At 68.7% G+C, this 16,216-nt stretch carries 16 protein-coding genes; 8 read left to right on the top strand and 8 right to left on the bottom strand.

The genetic code is table 11. The annotated features are described in order from the left end of the window. Nucleotides 1-615 carry a TetR/AcrR family transcriptional regulator gene (locus DAT37_RS06355; RefSeq protein ID WP_109523753.1) on the bottom strand — a complete coding sequence of 205 codons (615 nt, stop codon included), beginning with the start codon at nt 613-615 and terminating at the stop codon, nt 1-3. Nucleotides 616-715: 100 nt separating this feature from the next. Between DAT37_RS06355 and DAT37_RS06350 the strand changes: the two genes are divergently transcribed. Continuing rightward, nucleotides 716-1,696: an ABC transporter permease gene (locus tag DAT37_RS06350; RefSeq protein WP_109523752.1), complete on the top strand. Its 981-nt coding sequence runs from the start codon at nt 716-718 to the stop codon at nt 1,694-1,696. Nucleotides 1,697-1,978: 282 nt separating this feature from the next. On the opposite strand, the gene DAT37_RS06345 is transcribed toward DAT37_RS06350, so the two are convergent. The 3 genes from DAT37_RS06345 to DAT37_RS06335 form a co-directional block, all read right to left on the bottom strand. Next, the gene (locus DAT37_RS06345) at nt 1,979-2,959 is read right to left on the bottom strand and encodes a hypothetical protein (RefSeq protein WP_157978339.1); all 981 of its coding nucleotides are present in this window, start codon (nt 2,957-2,959) and stop codon (nt 1,979-1,981) included. Between the two features lie 83 nt (nt 2,960-3,042). Next, entirely contained in the window at nt 3,043-3,480 is a 438-nt protein-coding gene (locus DAT37_RS06340; protein ID WP_109523750.1) for a Fur family transcriptional regulator, read from the bottom strand. A 3-nt stretch (nt 3,481-3,483) separates the two neighbouring features. Beyond that, nucleotides 3,484-3,834 (bottom strand): ArsR/SmtB family transcription factor, encoded by a 351-nt coding sequence (locus DAT37_RS06335; protein WP_109523749.1) that lies wholly within the window; start codon nt 3,832-3,834, stop codon nt 3,484-3,486. A gap of 312 nt (nt 3,835-4,146) precedes the next feature. Between DAT37_RS06335 and DAT37_RS06330 the strand changes: the two genes are divergently transcribed. Continuing rightward, nucleotides 4,147-5,532, top strand: coding sequence for a glycine--tRNA ligase (locus tag DAT37_RS06330; RefSeq protein WP_109523748.1), 1,386 nt, complete (start codon nt 4,147-4,149; stop codon nt 5,530-5,532). Between the two features lie 46 nt (nt 5,533-5,578). Here DAT37_RS06330 and DAT37_RS06325 read toward each other — a convergent pair whose 3' ends face one another. Both DAT37_RS06325 and DAT37_RS06320 read right to left on the bottom strand, forming a co-directional pair. After that, on the bottom strand, nt 5,579-5,974 hold the full coding sequence (locus tag DAT37_RS06325) for a DUF1707 domain-containing protein (protein ID WP_109523747.1): 396 nt from the start codon (nt 5,972-5,974) through the stop codon (nt 5,579-5,581). 62 nt (nt 5,975-6,036) lie between these two features. Continuing rightward, nucleotides 6,037-6,642 (bottom strand): TenA family protein, encoded by a 606-nt coding sequence (locus DAT37_RS06320; RefSeq protein ID WP_109523966.1) that lies wholly within the window; start codon nt 6,640-6,642, stop codon nt 6,037-6,039. A 91-nt stretch (nt 6,643-6,733) separates the two neighbouring features. Here DAT37_RS06320 and DAT37_RS06315 point away from each other — a divergent pair, with 91 nt between their 5' ends. From DAT37_RS06315 to DAT37_RS06305, 3 genes are all read left to right on the top strand, one after another. Beyond that, nucleotides 6,734-7,975 (top strand): phthiocerol/phthiodiolone dimycocerosyl transferase family protein, encoded by a 1,242-nt coding sequence (locus DAT37_RS06315; RefSeq protein ID WP_232839536.1) that lies wholly within the window; start codon nt 6,734-6,736, stop codon nt 7,973-7,975. A gap of 82 nt (nt 7,976-8,057) precedes the next feature. Then, a complete protein-coding gene (locus DAT37_RS06310; RefSeq protein WP_109523745.1) occupies nt 8,058-9,494 on the top strand; it encodes a molybdopterin-dependent oxidoreductase in 1,437 nt (478 codons plus the stop codon). Nucleotides 9,495-9,556: 62 nt separating this feature from the next. Next, nucleotides 9,557-10,360, top strand: coding sequence for a class I SAM-dependent methyltransferase (locus tag DAT37_RS06305; protein ID WP_198654120.1), 804 nt, complete (start codon nt 9,557-9,559; stop codon nt 10,358-10,360). A 141-nt stretch (nt 10,361-10,501) separates the two neighbouring features. Here the strand turns inward: DAT37_RS06305 and DAT37_RS06300 are convergent, their stop codons facing one another. After that, nucleotides 10,502-11,326 (bottom strand): MerR family transcriptional regulator, encoded by an 825-nt coding sequence (locus DAT37_RS06300; RefSeq protein ID WP_109523744.1) that lies wholly within the window; start codon nt 11,324-11,326, stop codon nt 10,502-10,504. A gap of 47 nt (nt 11,327-11,373) precedes the next feature. Next, nucleotides 11,374-13,353 carry a TPM domain-containing protein gene (locus tag DAT37_RS06295; protein ID WP_109523743.1) on the bottom strand — a complete coding sequence of 660 codons (1,980 nt, stop codon included), beginning with the start codon at nt 13,351-13,353 and terminating at the stop codon, nt 11,374-11,376. A gap of 50 nt (nt 13,354-13,403) precedes the next feature. On the opposite strand from DAT37_RS06295, the gene DAT37_RS06290 reads away from it, so the two are divergent. The 3 genes from DAT37_RS06290 to DAT37_RS06280 all read left to right on the top strand — a co-directional run bounded on the left by DAT37_RS06290 (nt 13,404) and on the right by DAT37_RS06280 (nt 16,203). Next, the gene (locus DAT37_RS06290; RefSeq protein WP_198654119.1) at nt 13,404-14,081 is read left to right on the top strand and encodes an MBL fold metallo-hydrolase; all 678 of its coding nucleotides are present in this window, start codon (nt 13,404-13,406) and stop codon (nt 14,079-14,081) included. Nucleotides 14,082-14,245: 164 nt separating this feature from the next. Next, nucleotides 14,246-14,941 (top strand): YdcF family protein, encoded by a 696-nt coding sequence (locus DAT37_RS06285; protein ID WP_109523742.1) that lies wholly within the window; start codon nt 14,246-14,248, stop codon nt 14,939-14,941. Beyond that, the gene (locus DAT37_RS06280; RefSeq protein WP_109523741.1) at nt 14,941-16,203 is read left to right on the top strand and encodes a deoxyguanosinetriphosphate triphosphohydrolase; all 1,263 of its coding nucleotides are present in this window, start codon (nt 14,941-14,943) and stop codon (nt 16,201-16,203) included. Before DAT37_RS06285 ends, DAT37_RS06280 begins: the two co-directional genes overlap by 1 nt. Nucleotides 16,204-16,216: the final 13 nt, after the last annotated feature.

Raw genomic sequence — 16,216 nt, 5'->3', positions numbered from 1 at the left:
CTAACCGCCCGGTACGGCGGGCTCGCCGTAGGGGAGCAGAGTCCGCACCCCGCGCGCCAGCGTCTCCGGCGTGATGTCGCCGATGATGAGGTGTTGCAGGATGAAGCCGGGCAGCAGGCCGATGATGGCCACCGCGACCGCGTGGGTGTCGGCGTCCGCCGGGAGCCAGCCCGCGGCCCGCATCCGCTCCGCGTAGTCCTCCCAGACCCCGCGCATGGCGAGTATCGCCTCCCGCACGTAACCGGTCGCCTCCGGGTTGACCAGGGCGAGTGACCAGGCCTGCGGGGCCAGTCGCACGGGTCCTTCCGGTCCGCTGCGCGCGACGATGTTCCTGGCGATGAGGGTGATCACCTCGGCGGGGGTCGGCAGGGGTTCGGCGCTGATCGCCTCGGCCATGGTGCCCCTGAGTTCGATCATCGTCTGGGTGGCCAGCGCGGCGATGATGTCGTCCTTGCTCTTGAAATATCGGTAGACCGCGCCCGCGGAGAGCCCGGATTCGGCGAAGACGTCCTGCATTGAGGAGTCGTGGAAGCCCTTGCGGGCAAAACACAGGCGTGCGGCGTCCAGGATCTGCTGCCTGCGGCGTTCCAGATGTTCTTCGCTGACTCGGGGCATGGACCCAAAGTAAAACGAATATCCGTTCTTGACAACTTTCCGGCGTCGTGCGACCGTGAGAATCAATAAAGAACGGTCATTCGATTTTCGGGAGAAAGTCATGAACACCACGCAGCGAGCATTCGCGGTCGGACTCGCCGCCGCCCTGCTCCAGGCCCTGATGCTGATCGCCTTCGCCTGGCCCGCCGCCAATATCGAACCGCGTGATCTGCCCATCGCGGTCACCGGTCCGCAGGCACAGCTGGTCGCCGAACGGCTCGATGCCCAACTCCCCGACGCCTTCGAGATCACCACCCCCGCCGACGAAGCCGCGGCCCGCGCCGCCATCGTCGACCGCGAGGTCTACGGCGCCGTCCTCACCGGCGGCGGCGCACCACGGGTCCTCGTCGCCTCCGGCGCGAGTCCCGCTGTCGCGCAGCAACTCACGGCCATGGCCCAGCAGTTGTCCGGCGTGCCGTCCGCGGCCGTCGAAGACGTCGTCGCCGCCGACGCGGACGATCCGCGCGGCACCGCCTTCGGCGCGATGGTGCTGCCACTGGTGATGTCGGGTATCGCCGCGGGCGTCCTGCTCAGCCTGCTCGTTCCTACCCCCGCCGCCCGTATCGCCGGACTCGCCACCTTCGGCGTGGTGGGCGGACTGCTCGGCATGGTGATCATCCAGGGCTGGATGTCGGTCGTGCCGGGTTCCTATCTCGCCCTGGCCGCGGTGGCGGGTCTGGTCTCCTTCGCGGTGGCCGGTGCGGTCGTCGGCCTGGCCTCGGTCATCGGACGCCCGGGGATCGGCATCGCGGCACTGACCATGCTGCTGATCGGCAACCCGTTCTCGGCCGCCACCTCCGCCCCGGAACTGCTGCCGCAGCCGTGGGGCGCCATCGGCCAGTACCTCCCGCCCGGCGCGGCTTCCACCCTGCTCCGCTCGGTCGCCTTCTTCGACGGCGCCGGGGCCGCGAAACCACTGACGGTGCTGCTGGTCTGGGCCGTGGCGGCGGTGGTGCTGATCGGTGTCGCGGTGCTGCGCGGTCGCCGCGTCGAAGTCGACCCGGTTCCGGTGGACTCCCCGGAACCGGTACCGGCCGTCTGAGGCGTTCGCCCGAATCTATTGCGGCTCGGTGTCGTCCACATGCTGGGCGACACCGAGCCGCGGTACGCCGGGTCCGATCCCGCGTGCCCGACCACCGGCAGCGCCCGGTTCCGATGCCGCGCCGACACATGTCGCCAACCCGGCTGTCCAGCGGGCAGCCGAACGGTCGGCGGCTCGCCGTCGACCCGATGGGGATGCACCCGCTGACGGCCGCGGTCGCCGACAGTCCGGCTCGCGGAAAGGCCGCTGTGCGACGCCGACGGTCGTGTCCGGGACGTTCGGTCAGCTCACCGTGAACGGCATCGACGCCGCGGTCCCCGGATCCTTGTCCGCGTTGTAGGTCAGCACGTACTGCCCCGCGACAGGCGTCGGCACCACGAAGATCACGTAGTTCCTCGGGTTGTCGATGGTCTCGCCGCGTCCGAGCAATTCGTTGATCGTGCCCCGGAAATCGGCGACCACGGTCCGGCCGTCCGGTGTCTTCAGGCTGAAGTACTGGTAGTAGATATTGGTCCCGCCGTCGGGAATTCCCGCGCCGCCGACGAGTTTTATGCGCAGCGCCAGCTCGTCCGCACCGCGTTCGTTCTTCGCGTAACTCGGACCGAGTGTGCCCCCGGTGATCTCGACGGTGGTCGGATCCTGCACCAGGGTGCCGGTGATCGGCAGGGTTCGCGGCTGGACGCTCTCGACCTTGCTCGACGCGGCCAGCGGAATCCGGGTCTGGTTGTCCGACGCCTCGCCGTAGACCACGGTGATCGTGTCGAGTAGATGATCGGCGTCTTTCAACACCTGCACCGGGGTGGTGACCTTGCCGGTGGCCGTCCCCTTGCCCGGCACGGTCGGATTGTCGAAACCGGCTCCGCCGTCGACCTCCCTGCCCATTTCGAGATGGGAGTTGTTGCTCAACGTCGCGGCCTCGAGTCCGGTGTTCTCGTAGGTGATGTCGATGAGCACCTTGCCGCCGCCGTATTCGTCGGGCACCACCGTCGCCTTGTCCACGGTGATCTCGAAACCCTCGAACCAGCCGGTCTTGCCGACCGTCCGGACGACGGCCCGGCCGGAGCTGTCGGCGGAGTCGGGCTGTGCGCCGGTGCCCGCCGGAGCCTGCGGACCGCCTACTCCGCCTTCGGCGCTGGTGACCGGTGTTCCGGTGGTCTCCTCGTCCAGGCAGGCCGACGTGAGGAGTACCGAGAAGCCGAGCAACGCGGCCGCCCCGATTCGGGTGACGCGATATGTCCTTGCGGCGCGTACAGATTCTCGCACGCTTCCTCCCTGGGTAAGGAATCCAGTGTTGATCGATTCCCAGGTGAATAAGCGCTGATCCGCCCGATGTTAACCCCGCCGTATCAGGGTTTTCCGCCGCTGTCGGCGGCCGCGCAACCGCGACAGCTGCCGAAGATCTCCATGGTGTGACTCACGTCGGTGAAACCGTGTTCTCCCGCAATGGATTCCGCCCACGCCTCGACCGTCGGCCCTTCCACCTCGACGGTGCGTCCGCAATGCCTGCACACCAGATGGTGGTGGTGGCCGTTGGAACACTGGCGATAGACCGATTCGCCGGAATCGGTGCGCAGCACGTCGACCAGGCCCGCGTCGGCCAGCGATTGCAGGGTGCGGTAGACCGTGGTCAGGCCGATCCCCTCGCCGCGGCGGCGGAGTTCGTCGTGCAGTTCCTGAGCCGAGCGGAATTCCTCGATATCGCCGAGCAGCGCGGCGATGGCACTGCGTTGACGGGTGCTCCGGATACCGACCGACTTGTGTGTATCCAGGGTTTTGTCAGGCACGGATCAACCTTCCTCGGCGTGCGCGACGGCGTCGACGACGATATGTGCCAGATGATCGTCGACGAGTTCGTAGAGCACCTCGCGCCCGGACCGCTCGCCGTGGACGACGCCCGCCGATTTCAGAATGCGCAGGTGCTGGCTGACCAACGGCTGGGTCACGCCGAGCGCGTCGACCAACTCGTGCACGCAACGCGGCGATTCACGCAGTTGCAGCACGATGGCGATGCGCACTGGCGCCGCGAGGGCGCGCAGCAATTCGCCCGCGTCCTCCAGGACGCCCCGGGTCGGCAGCGGCGCGGGGCCGGGGGACCGGTAGGGGTTGTGCGAATGAGCGGTAGCGGCTTCGGCGGACATCGAACCAACTCCTTAATGGAAAGCGATCCCATTTTGATATGCATGGGTGCGCATGTCAAATGCGACATGCGCGGCTCGCGCCATCGAGACCTGCGCGGCCCACGGCGCCTCGGGGTACGCGCCCGCGCGAGACCGGGAGTTCCGCCTCGGGATGTATGCCCACCGTACGCGCCACGGCAACACCTGTGCGGTGGAAAAGCGGTTGGCCGGTGCCGATAGTCTGTACGGCAGATGATTGCTCGTACACGACATGATTGTCTGCACAGCGTTTCGCATCGGAACAAACACTCGCAGTGAACGGAGAACTCTCGCGTGGCACCCAAGTCGAAGGTGGACACCGTTGCCAACCTCGCCAAGCGCCGGGGTCTGGTGTACCCGTGCGGTGAGATCTACGGGGGCACCAAGTCGGCATGGGACTACGGTCCGCTCGGTGTCGAGCTCAAGGAGAACATCAAGAAGCAGTGGTGGCGCTCCATGGTCACCAGCCGCGAGGATGTCGTCGGTCTCGATTCGTCGGTGATCCTGCCGCGCGCGGTGTGGGAGGCGTCGGGTCATGTCGCGACCTTCACCGATCCGCTGGTCGAATCGCTGCACACGCACAAGCGCTACCGGGCCGATCACCTGCTCGAGGCGTACGAGGAGAAGCACGGCCACCCGCCGGTCAACGGCTTGGCCGATATCAACGATCCCGACACCGGCCAGCCGGGCAACTGGACCGAGCCCAAGAACTTCTCCGGCCTGCTCAAGACCTTCCTCGGCCCGGTGGACGACGAGGAGGGCCTGCACTACCTGCGGCCAGAGACCGCGCAGGGCATCTTCGTGAACTTCGCGAACGTGATGACCACCGCGCGCAAGAAGCCGCCCTTCGGCATCGCCCAGATCGGCAAGAGCTTCCGTAACGAGATCACCCCCGGCAACTTCATCTTCCGAACCCGCGAGTTCGAGCAGATGGAGATGGAGTACTTCGTCAAACCCGGCGAGGACGCCGAATGGCACAAGTACTGGATCGACACCCGTTTCTCCTGGTACACCGATCTCGGCATCGACCCGGAGAACCTGCGGCTGTTCGAACACCCGAAGGAAAAGCTGTCGCACTATTCGGCGGGCACCACCGATATCGAGTACCGCTTCCGTTTCCAGGGCAGCGAATGGGGTGAGCTGGAAGGTATCGCCAACCGCACCGACTACGACCTGAAGACGCATTCGGAGCATTCGGGCACCGAGCTCAGCTACTTCGACCAGACCACCAACGAGCGCTACGTCCCCTACGTCATCGAACCGGCCGCGGGTCTGACCCGTTCGCTGATGGCCTTCCTGGTCGACTCCTACGCCGAGGACGAGGCTCCCAACACCAAGGGCGGCGTCGACGTCCGCACTGTGCTGCGCCTGGACCGCAGGCTCGCCCCGGTGAAGGCCGCGGTGCTGCCGCTGTCGCGGAACGCGGATCTGACGCCGAAGGCGAAAGACCTTGCCGCGCAACTGCGCAGGAATTGGAACGTGGAATTCGACGACGCGGGCAATATCGGCCGCCGCTACCGTCGCCAGGACGAGATCGGCACGCCGTTCTGCATCACCGTCGATTTCGACACCCTGGAGGACCAGGCGGTGACCATCCGTGAACGCGACACCATGGCGCAGGAACGCATCGCGCTGGACAAGGTCGAGGGCTACCTGGCCCAGCACCTCATCGGCGCGTAGCGATCGTGACCTCGAGGCCGGCGCCCACGGGGGTGTCGGCCTCGTGTCATTTCCGCTCGCCGCGCGGCCGGGTGGTGATCCCGATCGCCGTCGGGATCAGCAACGCGAAACCCCATGGCACCGCGACCCAGAACGGCCAGAAGTAGCCCGCCCCGGTGGCCGCGTAGATGACCAGGCACAGTGCGTTCACCGCCGCCCACGGAATCCACATGATGATGATCCACTGCGGAATACTCTCCCCGCGAACGGATTTCGTCGGGCGCTGGGCCGGTAGATCGGCGAGCACCGGCGTCAGCTCACCGTAGGTCTTGGCGCTGTAGACCTGTTGGACGCGATCGTCGTATTCGTGCAGGGTCAGCCGACCCTCGTTCATCGCCGACTTCAATCGATCGACGATCTTCTCGCGGTCGGCGTCGGACGCGCGTACGTGCTCGGAACCCACCGGCCCAGCCTAGGTCCACCGTCGATCCCGCGCCCACACGGCGGCGGGAAATCCGCGCGGGATCAGGGCACGTCCCAGAAATCGTATTCGTGGCGCATTCCCTCGAGGAAGAAGCGTTGCGCGCGCTCCCGGTCACCGCCCGCTTCGTCGAGCATCTCGGCACAGCGGGCGGTCAGGGCGGTGAAGCCGGGATCGGCGTAGGTGTCGACCCAGCGCCGGTAGCGCGGGTCGGCGGGCGGGTTCTCGGCCAGGATGGTTCCGAGGGTGGAATAGCCCCACATGCAGGGGTAGAGGGCGGCCAGGCCGTCGGTGTAGTCGGCGGCCGAATCCAGCAGGAACGCGGTGTATTCGGCACAGGGCTTCCCTTTGACCGCGCCCTTCAGGTCCGCGTCGAATTCCGCGGCCAGCGAGCGGTGCAGCGCGAGTTCGTCGTGGTAGGTGGTCTGCGCGAGATCGACCAGATCACCCAGGTGAGCGGCCGGAGCCTGCCAGGCGAGCCGACTGAACACCCGGACGTAGTCGAGCAGGAACAGGTAGTCCTGTTCCAGCCAGGACCGGAAGACGGGATCGGGCAGGTCGCCGTTCGCGATGCCCGCCACCGTCGGATGGGTCAGCTGTCGCTCGACCAGGGGGCGTCCGAGCTGTTCCAGATGTGCCGCGAGACTCATCGGAGCAGTGTCTCCTACCCGCCGGATTGCGTGTGATCCGCCCGTGCCGCACGCTGTGCGTGTGTGGTGGTGTGCGGGTGATGTTCTACGGGTGTTGGCGGCGTCGGAACAGCGTTTCGTGAGGCACGCGACCTATACCGGTCGAACGGTGCGGGTGGAGGGTGAACTCGATACCGCGGCGCTGCGCGCGGCCTTCGACGCACTGCTGCGGACCTATCCGGTACTCACCTGCCGAATCGGCGAAGACGAGGCCGGACAGGGCCACCTCCTGCGCCCGAGCGACGAACAGGTCGGTGCGTGGGTCACCCCCGGCGAACCGGACGAGCTGCGTATTCCGGCCGAGTCGATCGACCCGCGAAGCCGGCTGGCCTACCTGGACGTGACGGTCGCGCACCGGTCGCGGGTCACCCTGTACGTCCACCATGCCGTCGCGGATGCCGGACACTGCGTGGAACTGTTCACCCGGCTGTGGGAAAACTACACCGAATACGTCGGTACCCGGTCCATATCCGTTGTGCCACAGGACTATCCGCAGTCCTTGGAATGGTATGCGGCAGAGCGCGGCATCGTCAGGGGTGAACGGTCCGGACTCGAGGACGCGATCCGAGTGCTGCCGCCGGAGGCGCGAATCCTGCCTCCGGACCCGGAGATCCCGTCGCCGCCCACCTTGGCCCGCCCCCGACGCACGGTGCTCGACGTCGAGACCACCGCCCGCGTCGTACGACTCGGACGACGACCCGGCGTCACCGTCAACGGCTTGGTCACCGCCGCTCTGCTGCGCGCGTACGTGGCCGAGACATCCAGCGCCGCAGGTGATCCCGTACCGGTGTCTTGCGTCTATCCGGTCGACATGCGTTCGCGCCTGGATCCGCCGGTCCCGGCCGTCGCCGGCACGAATATGGCGGGTCTCGCGTGTTTCACCGCGACCGTCGACCCCGCGGGCGATATCGAGAATCTCGGCGAACAGATCTCCGCCCGCCTGCACCGCGACCTCGCCGACGGAACGGTCCGGCAATCGGTGCTGCACTTCCCCGACTTCTTCGGTCCCACCATGATCCACTCGCTGGCCGGGCATATCGCCGTGACCAACACCGGCCGCGTCCCCGCCTTCACGATGCCCGAGGGCTCGGCGCTGTCGGAGTACGAGATCGTCTACCTCTCGGCCCATCCGCGCCCGTCGACGGGCGCCTCCGCGGCGGTGACCTTCCTCGTCTACACCTACGCCGATCGCCTCACCGTCGGCATCCTCGGCGGCGGCGCCGCGGCCGCTCGGCTCCCGGAAGCGGTCGCGAAACATCTGGAAGCGCTCGCCGCCGAACCGGTCGACTCCTGAGGAACGGCCACGGCGGTGTCGCCGATTCGGGGACAATTCGAGAAGAGACACGACCATCCAGACGAGAGCGGGTGTTACGGCGGTGCGCACGAGCAAGGACCGGAAACGGGTCGGCGGGCTCGGAGCCGCCGCGGTCGGCCTGGCGGCATTGGGTTCCGGTGAGGTCGTCGCGGCGGTGGGCGGCGCGTCCCTGATCGACGCGATCGGGCGGACGCTCACCGACACCGCGCCACTGCGGGTGGTCGAGACGACGGTGGAACTCACCGGGCGGCACGACAAGACCGTCATCCGGTTCGGCACGGTGGCGGGCACGCTCGCGGGCGCGGTCGGTTTGGCCGGGCTGCCCGCCCGATGGCACGTCGCCGCCGCCGCGACCTTCGGGGCGGGCGCGGGCGCACTCGGTCTACGGCAGGCCAATCGATCGGCCTGGATCTCCGCGGGCGCGGTGGCCGCCGCCGGTGTGCTCGCCGCGGGCCTGCGCACCCGGCCACGTGGGCCGCTGGCCACGCTCGCGCTCGGTGCGGCGGGCACCGGCCTGCTCGCCGCCGCGCACAATCTGAACCGCGACCATGATCGCAAGCAGCGCAGCGCCATTCGCCGCATCGGCGCGATGGGCAACCCCGCTGTCACGCCCGAGGACGGACTGGAGGACGAACCCGGCCTCTCGGCCCTGATCACCCCCGAGCGCAAGTTCTACGTCGCCGATGTGAGCCCGCACCCGCCCCGCGTCGATCCGGCGCGCTGGCGGCTGGCCGTCACCGGCATGGTCGCGCATCCGCTGCGATTGTCGTTGGCCGATCTGGCCGCCGACGCGGTCGAATTCGACGCGGTCCTGGTCTGCGTCCACAACCGGCCCGGCCAGGGACGGGTCGCCAATGCCCGCTGGGTCGGCGTCCCGCTCGCCGATCTGCTCCGCCACGTCATCCCGGCCTCCGGTGCGACCCGCCTGGTCACCAGGGCCGTGGACGGCTACACGATTTCGCTCCCGGTCGAGCCATTGCGCTCGGGCGAACTTCCCGGCTACCTCGTGATCGGCATGAACGGCGAACCGCTCAGCCCCACCCACGGCTTCCCCGCACGCGTGATCGTCCCCGCCTGTACGGCCAGTACACCGGCGCCAAATGGCTCGCCGAACTCGAACTCACCGACGACAGCCACGTCGACTACTGGTGGAAACGCGGCTGGACCAGCGAACCGCTGTGGGTCGAACCGCAGGCCCGCATCGACGTGGCGGCACCGGGCCGGGAATCGGCGGGCACGACGGTCGTCGCCGGCGTCGCGTGGGCGCCACCGGCAGGCGTCGCCGAGGTGGAGGTATCGGTCGGGGGAGGGGCCTGGCAGACCACGAAACTGGCCGACGAACTCGCCCCCGCCGCCTGGCGGCGTTGGCGCACGACCCTGGAACTTCCACCGGGCCGTCACACGATCCGCGCCCGCGTCGTCGGCCGATCCGGAGCGGTACAGACGGGGGAGAACCGACCCCCCTATCCCAGCGGTCCCGGTGGATTCCACGCGGTGACAGTCGAGATCTGAGCGTGGGACGAACGTACCGGGCCGCCGCTGCCGGGCGCGTGCCCCCGAATGCTGTGCCAGGAGAAGCTCATCGCCGAGGGCGCGACCGAGCTCGGCGGCAGGCTGCCGGTCAACATCGACGGCGGACTGATCGCCAACGGCGACTCGCCGGTGGTGGCGCCGATCAGGAATCGGCGCCGCTCTCAGGGCTGGCGTGCGAGCTCTGATCGGGGTTCGGGACGGTCGACGAATCCCCCGAGTTCGGGTGATGATGACGCTGTGCTCGATTACGACGACGAGGCCGCCGAATACGACCGCACACGGGGCGGTCTGCCCAGGGCTGATGCGGCGGCGTCCGCGCTGGGTGCACTGCTTCCCCAGGGGGGCGTCGTGCTCGACCTCGCCGTCGGAACCGGAATCGTGGCCGAGCGACTCGACTCCCTCGGCCACCGCGTCATCGGCATCGATCTGTCGACCGGTATGCTGCGCCACGCCGCCCGCCGTCTACCGGGCCGAGTCGCCAGAGCGGACGCCACCGCGCTGCCACTGCCGAACGACAGCGTCGCCGCGGTGACCGCCGTCTGGCTACTGCACCTGCTCGACGACGCGGAACCGGTGCTCGCCGAGGTGGCCCGGGTCCTGCGCCCCGGCGGACTCTTCCTCACGACCGTGGACAAAGCCGCCGCGATGCGGCCGGCCGGTGCGCTCCCGCCCACCCGGATCCCTTCGGACGGCTGCGCGCTCCTCACCGCCCTCGGCGCGCGCCACCGTCTCCGATTGTCCACGGCGACATCGTTTCTCGGCCACGGACAGGCCCGCCCCGGGTACGAGGACCCGAACTATCCCGTCCTCGGGTTGCGCCTGGAAACGTGACAGTCGAATACCGGCACCGGACCGATACCCACTGAGGAGCTGTCCGTCAGCGGGTATCCCCAGGTCATCCGACGCGAATCGGTAGGCCGGGCAGGGGAAGCGCGGCCCCGAGGTTCCGGATCGCCGGTGACGGCCGAGCGCCTACCCGGTGGTTATGGGCTCCATGAGCTCGGTGACCCATCCCGAAGGATCGTCGGTGTACTCCAGGGTGACCTCACGGGCCGGACCCGCCGAGCGGTAGCCGTTGTCGTCGATCCACCGCCCCAGCGTCTGCCACGGCTCCATGACGGCGTCCATACTGCCTCGGTGCACGACGGTGGCCGCCTGCGCCACCGCGGGCAGATCGACGATCGAGAAATCCTGCGAGGGATCGGATTCCGCCGACACCGGCATCGCCGCGTGCACGACGACCGAGCCGTCGCCTTCGGGACGCTGCTCGTAGTAGGCGATCGCGGGCCCGACGGGGGTGATCCCCGCTCGATCCAATCGGCGGCACAATTCCTCGAACAACGGGCCGATCACCGGACCGATCGACCCCGGCTCGAAACCTTCGGCCGCGCCGGATAATTCGGCGACCCGGACGGCGGGGACGGATTTGACGACGACATCCTCGGTGGGCATGAGGCCCTCCTTCTCGATGATCCGGAGTCTCGTGTCGACCTGGACGAGCCGGGCGCGATCCTCGGCGATACGCTGCTCGAGCTCCGCGCGCCGCAGGGTCAGCATGCCGCGCAATTCGGCGCTGTCGACCTTCTCGTCGAGAATCCGGCCCACCTGTTCCAGCGTGAACCCCAGATCCTTCAACGCGACGATGCGATTGAGCCTGGCGAGTCGAGCGGCTTCGTAGTACCGATACCCGGTCGCGGCGTCCACCCGATCCGGTCGCAACAATCCGACCGCGTCGTAGTGGCGCAGCATCCGGACCGATACCCGTCCGTGTCTGGCGAAATCTCCGATACTGAACATGACGCCTCCCGGTCTACGACCTCACACGGTGTCAGAGTCAAGTCTGCTCAGAAGCGCCCACCACGGCTGACGCGCCGCGACCCGCTCGAACCGCCGTAGGATCTGGCCCGATACCCACCGGAACCGCGCCGCCCACCCGTCGCCGCGCCCCGCAGCATCCCGTCGATCAGAATCCCGCCGAGCACCGCACCCGCCTGCGCCGACCCCGAGGACGGCCTGCTCGACTCCCACGCCCGAACCCCCGCCTGCGCCTCCTGGAGGGCCCGCCCGGCCAGATCCGCCGCCGCCTGCGCGTGCGGTGACGCCTGCGCGGGATCGTCGGCGCCGAGTCGCTGTGCCTCGTCGAGATTGCGCTGCGCCTCCGAGAGCCGGGTCCGCGCGTCCGCGTCGACGCCGCCGCGCCGGGTGGTGATGAAATCGCTCGCCGCGCCGATCCGCGCCCGCGCGTCGGTCAAGGATCGATCGAGCCTGCGCCGCAGATCCTCGGCGGCAAGTTTGCGGTCGGTCGCGGCGGCGATCGCGCGATCGAGGTCCCCATCGGCGGCGACCGCGTCGTGATAGGCGCCGAGCGGATCGTCGTGCCCCTCGGCGGACGCCCTGTCGAGTGTGCCCTGCGCGGCGGTGCGCGCCGCGGCCAGTTCGGGCCCGCCGTAACTCGCGAGTTCGTCGGCCGCGGCGATATCCCCGCGCAGCTCCTCCAGCACCGCGGGGAGTCCGTCGCGCGCCTGCTGGATATTCGTCGCCGCGTTGTCCACCGCGTCCAGCAGCGTCCGCGCCTGGCCCACCGCCGCCTCGGCCGCGCGGATCGACGCGACCGCGCCGCCCTGCTGCCCGACCGGCAACGTCAACGCGGACCGTCCCGCGTCGATACTCTGTTCCGCGAACGTGATTCGTTCCCGCGCCATCGTGACGTTGTCGCGGATCGGCGCGAGCACGCTCGCCGGATGCGCCGCCGTCAGCCGGGCCGCCTCGGCCTCCGATCCGGGGATCCGCCCGGTGAGCTCGACCAGATCCCTGGTGAGAGCGTCCAACCGCTGCGGCGCGTCGATCAGCAGATCGCGCATCGCGTCGAATTCGTCCACCCTGGCGTCGAGTTCACGATCCGCGCGCCCGACCACCCCGATCAGTTCCACCAGCAGCGAGCGCTGTTGGTCCGGTGTCTCGGGAATATCGTCGTCCAGACGCTGCCTGATCCGGAACGCCGTGGCCGCCGCCGCTTTCGCGTTCTCCAGCGCGGCCGTGAACGGCATCGTCGCGGTGGCGCCGAATTCACCTGTGGCCAAATCCAATTCGTCGGCGCTGGTCCTGATCGCGTTGTCGAGCTCCACCAGCGCCTCGCGCGACCGCGCCTGCAACGCCTCCACCGGCAACGCGGCCAGCGCCGCGCTGTTGTCCGGGTCCAGGTTGCGCGCCGCCGCCAATTCCGCGCGCGCCCGGTCCCGGCGACGTTTACGTGACCACAGCACGACGCCGCCCACCACGAGGACCACGACCAGCCCGAGGATCAGCAGCGTTGCGGTGCCGATACCGTCGGCCCGCATCGCCGCGTTCAGTCCGTCCGCCGTGGCGATCCCCGCGTCGGCCCAGCGGCTGTCGCGCAGCGCCGGTTCCACGTCGCGGATCAGCAGATCGTCGAGTTCCCCGTCGCTGACACCCTCGGGCGCCACGCCGTCGAAGGCGTACTCGCGCGACCCCGTCGCCACGGCCAGCAGCAGATCGCGCTGTCCGAACCGCGATTCGGTCGCGGTGCGCGAACTCCACGCCTCCGGTGTGAGTCCGCCGAAATCGTTCACGTAGACGATCCACAGCCGCGTCTGGTGGTCGGCGTAGAGCTGATCGACCGCCGAACGGACCCGGTCCGGCTGATCGCCTTCCAGCGCGTTCGCCTCGTCCACCACGTAGGTGTCCAGGCGTGTCGGCGGTTCCGCGACGGCGACCGGGCCGCCGATCAGCGCGACGCACAACAGCAGGGAACTCACCACCACCCGGCCATACCGGCGGACAGTGTGATTCGACGGCAGCGGCATGTCATGAATCTATCCCCGGATCCGGTCCGACCGGTGGTTAGCATCGAAGAGTGATCACGATCGATCAGCCGTACACCGGCCACGTGTCCCCCGGGTCCAACCCGCAGCAGCGCGATATCCCCGGCGCGCGCATCATCAAGATGTCCGTCGGCAAGATGGACAACAACTGCTACCTGGTCCAAGACGCCGCCACCGGCGCGACCCTGCTCATCGACGCCGCCAACGAACCCGAACGCATCGCGGAGCTGGTCGCCCAGGAGACGCCGGGCAAGATCGACCTCATCGTCACCACCCACCAGCACGCCGACCACTGGTTCGGCCTGAAACAGGTGCACGCCGACACGGCCGCCCCCACCGCCGCCCACCGCCTCGACGCCGACCCACTCTCGGTCGCGCCGGACCGTCTGCTCGCCGACGGCGACACCGTCGAGATCGGCGAACTCACCTTCACCGTCATCCACCTCGCGGGCCACACCCCCGGCGGCGTCGCCCTCGCCCTGACCGACGCCTCCGGCCGCACCCACCTCTTCACCGGCGATTCCTTTTTCCCCGGCGGCCTCGGGCGCACGACCACCCCGGAATCCTTCGCGTCACTGTTCGCCGATGTGACCGCCAAGATCTTCGACGTATTCGGTGACGACACGATCGTCTATCCCGGGCACGGTGACGACACCACGCTCGGCACCGAACGGCCGCAACTCGGGGAATGGAAATCGCGCGGTTGGTGAGTCGTTCCACCGCGCTCGCAGTGTTATCGGACCCGGTCGATCGATGCGAGAAATCGTCGAGTTCCCGGAAATTCGGGCGACCTCGTCACATATTCGTCGGCGGCCCAGAGTGTTCGGCCCACCAATTCATCGAGCATTCAGGCTGACCTGGCAGACTTGGCCCGGTGAGTTCGTCAACCCCGCCTTCCGCAGCCGGATCCGTCCGAGATCCCGGACTGCCGCGCGGCTTCGGCGCGGGCCTTCGGCGCTGGACGGTCCGGTTGATCGTCGGCGTGCTGGTCGCCGGGGCGGTGCTGGTCGGCGGAACGGCATTTCGCGTCTGGCAGGTCGCCCGCATCGACGACTACACGAAAGCCGACGCGATCGTCGTACTCGGCGCCGCGCAATACTCCGGCACCCCGTCGTCGGTTTTCGAGGCCCGTCTCGACCAGGCGTACGAATTGTTCGAACTCGGCGTCGCGTCGAAAGTGATCACCGTCGGCGGCAAACAGGAAGGTGACCTCTACACCGAGGCCGCCTCCGGCAAGAACTATCTCCAATCCAGAGGCGTGCCCGCCGATCACATACTCGCGGTGGAAACCGGCTCCGACACCCTGCGCAGTATCGAGGCCGTCGCCACCGCCATGGCGGCGCGCGATATGTCCTCGGCGGTACTGGTCAGCGATCCGTGGCATTCCCTGCGCACCCGAACCATGGCACGCGACGCGGGCCTGGACGCGTGGACGGCCCCCACCCGCACCGGTCCCGCCGTCTACACCAGGGAATCCCAGGCCCACGGCATCGCCAGGGAGACCGGCGCGCTGCTGTGGTATCAACTCACCCATTTCTCCGCCGATTTCTCCTACACCGCGGGCCAGTGATGACCGGCGGCTACACCGACCACGACCGGGAACGCCTCGTCTCCGAGGGTGCGAAGACGGCGGGTCTCGGCCCGCCGCGCAGCGAATTCGACAGCGGCCACCGCACCGAATTCGCCCGCGATCGCGCCCGTGTCCTGCATTCGGCGGCCCTGCGTCGCCTCGCCGACAAAACCCAGGTGATGGGCCCGCGTGACGGCGACACCCCGCGCACCCGGCTCACCCATTCGATCGAGGTCGCCCAGATCGGCCGCAGCATCGCCGACGGCCTCGGCTGCGACGCCGACCTCGTCGACCTGGCCGGCCTCGCCCACGACATCGGCCACCCGCCCTACGGCCACAACGGCGAGAAAGCCCTCGACACCTTCGCCCACGATTACGGCGGCTTCGAGGGCAACGCCCAGAACCTGCGCATCCTCACCCGCCTCGAACCCAAGGTCATGGCCCCCGACGGCACCAGCGCGGGCCTGAACCTGACCCGCGCCGCCCTCGACGCCGCCATCAAATACCCCTGGGTCCGTCCCGCTCCCGGCGCGAAATTCGGCGCCTACGACATCGACACCGACCGGCTCGACTGGATCCGCAAGGACGCCCCCGACCGGAAACAGAGTCTGGAATGCCAGATCATGGACTGGTCCGACGACGTCGCCTATTCCGTGCACGACGTCGAAGACGGAGTCATCGCGGGCCGCATCGACCTGCGCGCGCTCGCCGACCCCGCCGAACAGCGCGCCCTGGCGGGCATGGGCAGCGCCCAGCACCGCACCCTGTCCACCGACGACCTGGTCGCGGCAGCCCAGCGACTGTCCGAACTCCCCGTTGTCGCCGCCGTCGCCGCCTACGACGGTTCGTTCACCAGTTCCGTCGCCCTCAAAGCCCTGACCAGCGAACTCGTCGGCCGCTTCGCCATCGCCGCGATCAGCGCCACCCGCTCGGCCGCGGGCAGCGACCACCTGTCCCGCTACGCCGCCGACCTCACCGTCCCGCCGATCGTGCAGGCCGAGGTCGCCGTGCTCAAAACAGTCGCGCTGCGCTACGTCATGTCCGACGAGGATCACAAACAACGCCAAGCCGCCCAGCGCGAACGCATCCTCGACGTCGCCCACCGCCTGCTCCGCGCCGCGCCCGCCGCCCTCGACCCGGTTCTGCTGCCGTGGTGGGACGACGCCGCCGACGACACCGCCCGCGTCCGCGTGATCGTCGACCAGATCGCCTCCTACACCGAGAGCCGATTGGAACGTGTCGCGGCCACCCTGCGCGCCTGACCGAACGCGCCCG

Source organism: Nocardia aurea, assembly GCF_003123685.1.
GTDB classification, from domain to species: Bacteria; Actinomycetota; Actinomycetes; order Mycobacteriales; family Mycobacteriaceae; genus Nocardia; species Nocardia aurea.
The sequence above is the reverse complement of the archived record's forward strand: the minus strand, read 5'-3'. Positions and strand labels throughout refer to the sequence as shown.

Bases quoted from the DNA above. Each gene is read 5' to 3' on its own strand.
- DAT37_RS06355 (WP_109523753.1), bottom strand. From the start codon at position 615: ATGCCCCGAGTCAGCGAAGAACATCTGGAACGCCGCAGGCAGCAGATC.
- DAT37_RS06350 (WP_109523752.1), top strand. From the start codon at position 716: ATGAACACCACGCAGCGAGCATTCGCGGTCGGACTCGCCGCCGCCCTG.
- DAT37_RS06335 (WP_109523749.1), bottom strand. From the start codon at position 3,834: ATGTCCGCCGAAGCCGCTACCGCTCATTCGCACAACCCCTACCGGTCC.
- DAT37_RS06320 (WP_109523966.1), bottom strand. From the start codon at position 6,642: ATGAGTCTCGCGGCACATCTGGAACAGCTCGGACGCCCCCTGGTCGAG.
- DAT37_RS06305 (WP_198654120.1), top strand. From the start codon at position 9,557: ATGCTGTGCCAGGAGAAGCTCATCGCCGAGGGCGCGACCGAGCTCGGC.
- DAT37_RS06300 (WP_109523744.1), bottom strand. From the start codon at position 11,326: ATGTTCAGTATCGGAGATTTCGCCAGACACGGACGGGTATCGGTCCGG.
- DAT37_RS06295 (WP_109523743.1), bottom strand. From the start codon at position 13,353: ATGCCGCTGCCGTCGAATCACACTGTCCGCCGGTATGGCCGGGTGGTG.
- DAT37_RS06280 (WP_109523741.1), top strand. From the start codon at position 14,941: ATGACCGGCGGCTACACCGACCACGACCGGGAACGCCTCGTCTCCGAG.